Raw genomic sequence first — 3,552 nt, 5'->3', positions numbered from 1 at the left:
ATCGCCACCACCGATGTCTACAATTCGCCCACCAGCACCTTCAAGAATAGTACCGTTTGAACACAAGGTGCCTAACAGACCATGTTGCAACTGCTCACGCAGGTAATAGCCTTGCGAGGCAGTTTGCTCATTCTTATTTTTGGCGTAGCTAATCGCGGTATTCCAGTCCCATTTGTCAAACTGCCCTTCAAGACCACTGACAACACGGTAGGTTTCAGACTCAACCTCAAATTCACGCGCATCTGGGAAGCGACCATTAATACGCATAAAACCGTCACCGAATGTATCCATTTCTAAAATAGCATTATCTATTCCGCCAGGGTTGGCAAGATCTGCGATCAATGCATCAGTTGCACCGGCACCAAAATCTGCATCATAAGCGCTGCGATTTGCATCAAGTATCGATGCAACAAGGTCAGCATCGTTTTGCAAACCTGGATTATCGGTAGCTACATTTAAACGCCATGTGCTAGGCGTCGAGCGGCCAGATGATTCAGTTTTAGAATACATCAATTCGTTAAACCAACTAAAACCATCGAAGTCTTTATTGAATGTCACTAAAGAGCTTAAGGCATTAAATTCATCATCGACATTAAGGTAGGCATTGGGCTTATCGCGACACTCTGGGCCAAACGCCGTTTGTTCAACATCATCACAGTTCTCATCTGTGCCTTGGTTACCGTAGTCACCTACAAACCAAGCATCCACATAAGGTGAACGAGACGAGCCCCATGGATCTGCTTCGATTAAACGATCACGGTCGGTAAAAGCAAATTCACTCCTCTCGTAGTAATCTACCACAACTGTTAAGTTAGCATCATCGAAATTATGACCCCACAACAAGTTAACGTTATAATTGCTTTCATTACTACTTGCTTCTGAATCACCATACTGCACTGACAGCTCAGTGCCATCAAAATCGTCACGCAATTTATAATTGATTACCCCGGCAACAGCATCAGCACCATAAGTTGCAGACGCACCCGAAGGTAGAATTTCAACTCGCTCTATAGCAGCCAATGGAATAGAGTTTATATCGATAAACGACTCACTTCCCTTAGCAAACGAGCTCACAGTAGAGCGACGGCCATTAATTAAGGTCAGCGTAGATGAGGTACCCAAACCACGCAAAGAAACGGCAGAGGCGCCGACCGGCGTCGAGCCTGAATCAGTACCCGAATTTGTAGTGCCAAAGGTGCCAGTACCGCCGCCCACAACCGGCAAAGTGCTTAACAATTCGCCCAAGGATGTTGCACCCGACGCTTCAATATCTGAGCGATCTAATTGCACAGCTTTTACTGAGCCCTCAAGGTCTAAACCTTTGATATGCGAGCCCGTAACAACTACTTCTTCCTCGACTTGCAACTGCTCTACTTGTGGTTCATTTACCTGAAGATCATCGCTCGAATCAGTCTGCGCCATACCCCATTGGGATACCCCCAGCGCCAAACCGCCTAACGCCAACCTGACAGCAACGGTTATTTTATTTAGTTTAGTTTTCATATGAGCCCCCCTTGTGACTATGGTTTAGTTTTTTAAAAGTCGAACAAAGGTGAGTCAGGGGCAAAGATAATCGCGAGCAAGACACACTCACAAAAAGCCTATAGAAAATTTTGAATATTTAGAGAGAAGAAACTTTGGGAAAAATCAGAACTACACGCTAAACATTCTCAGCCTGAATCACCAGGTTGAAAATGTTATTCGTCGAACCACTCGCTCAGCTGGTAGCTGGCGGAGCAAAATTCTACGGTATGTAATAGCCTAAGGTTTTGCATGGATAATGTTTAATACAACTTACATTTTTCCTAAGATTATCAGCTAACATTTTACTTGTAAATAAGCAAATATAAATTTTTTAGATCATTTAATTATTAGGAAGTGTATCCAATGCAAACAATATTGCATCAATTAAATCGTCAATCTGCTGCTTATTAATAATCAAAGGTGGCGAAATCGCAAGTGTTGCAACCGAAGGCAAAGGCCTGATAATAAAGCCTTTTTCTCTTACTAACTGAGTAATTTTTAACGGCCATTTTTGACTGACATCGGGCAATGTTTTTGATGCCTTATCAGCTACTAATTGAATGCCTGCCAATAAGCCCCGACCGCGAATTTCCCCTACATTGGCATGCCCCAAAAGACGATTACGTAAACATTCGTGAAGATACTTACCATTTTTCGCGGCCCGTTCAATCAAGTTTTCACGCATCATAAGATCCAAGTTCGCTAAGGCGACAGCAGCACCAACCGGATGGCCACTATATGTATAACCGTGTGAAAAAGCGCCTAACATATCTGAACCCTGCTTCAAAACACGCCAGATATCATTGCTGATTAACGCTGCTGATAATGGAAAATAACCACTGGTTAAGCCTTTGGCACTGCTGAGCATATCAGGCACTAATTCTAATTGATCTGAACCAAACCAACTACCTAATCGCCCATAACCACAAACTACTTCATCAGCGATTAATAATATGTCGTATTGTTTTAACAGTTGCTTTAATTTAGGATAATAACCTTCAGGGGGTTCGATAATACCACCGGCTGCATGAATGGGCTCTGCAAAAAAAGCCGCGATTGTATCAGCATTTTCACGCTCTATTAGCGACCTAACATTTTCAATTAATCGATCACAAAACTCAGATTCCGTTTCACCTTGTTTACCACGAGTATAAAAATGAGGGCAATCGGTACGCAAAATAAAATCTAATGGCAAGGGGTATTCTTTATGAAAACCACCTAAGCCAGTTAAACTAGCGGTACTGATTGATGTGCCATGATAAGCCTGCTCCCTGGCGATCACCTTCACTTTTGACGGCTTGCCACGCAAACTATGATAATGCCAAGCAATTTTCATCAAAGTGTCATTAGCATCACTACCACTATTACCAAAAAAAACTTTATCCAAGCCCTTAGGCGCAATTTCAATAAGTTTTTCAGCCAGCTCAACCTGCCAGGGGTTCGATGAATTACTAAATGTGTGGTAATAAGATAGCTGCTTTGCACTATCAGCCATAGCCTGCGCAAGTGGCTCACAACCATAACCTGCATTAACACACCAAAGCCCGGCAATCGCATCTAAATATTGTTTGCCATCAGCATCAGTTACATAGCAGCCCTCTGCCGCTGTCATCATTTGCGGCCCATTTTCAACTAATGCCGAAATAGATGAAGCAGGATGAAGAATGCATTTTGCATCTTGCTCAATAAGATATTCGATTGTTTTACTCATAGCTCAAACCTTTTTCAATAAGCCAAGCTATAGCATTATAAGAATTTACAACCAAATGAAATTTCAAAGTTGCTAAGTCTAGCAAAATATAATTCGGCCAAAGCTAAACTAAAATATTTTCCACTAACAAAAAAGCTAAAGCCTTATAAACACCGAAGATTGTTCGTTAAATGTCGGTAAATTCCACAGCACATTCGACACAAAGCCATCGATAATTGCATCAACTTAAATAGAACCTATAAACAGATTATGAATGCAATGAACATCCAACAAGATCATCATCAATTACTTGATGATATCAGCCGCAACGGCGATCA

General features: G+C 42.0%; 2 protein-coding genes. Both read right to left on the bottom strand.

What is annotated here, in order from left to right:
* A partial coding sequence (locus tag HRU21_12105) for a TonB-dependent receptor plug domain-containing protein (GenBank protein ID NRA43033.1) occupies positions 1-1,503 on the bottom strand: 1,503 nt, incomplete at its 3' end.
* Between the two features lie 361 nt (positions 1,504-1,864).
* Complete coding sequence (locus HRU21_12100; GenBank protein NRA43032.1) at positions 1,865-3,235, bottom strand: aminotransferase class III-fold pyridoxal phosphate-dependent enzyme; 1,371 nt, start codon at positions 3,233-3,235, stop codon at positions 1,865-1,867.
* Positions 3,236-3,552 lie beyond the last annotated feature (317 nt).

The sequence above is a fragment of the Pseudomonadales bacterium genome (assembly GCA_013215025.1).
GTDB lineage: Bacteria > Pseudomonadota > Gammaproteobacteria > Pseudomonadales > DT-91 > DT-91.
Note: the sequence above shows the minus strand (reverse complement) of the source record. Positions and strands in the feature narration are given on the sequence as shown.

What these genes read in the sequence shown, in the direction of transcription:
- HRU21_12100 (NRA43032.1), bottom strand. Translation starts at nt 3,235, where the DNA reads ATGAGTAAAACAATCGAATATCTTATTGAGCAAGATGCAAAATGCATT.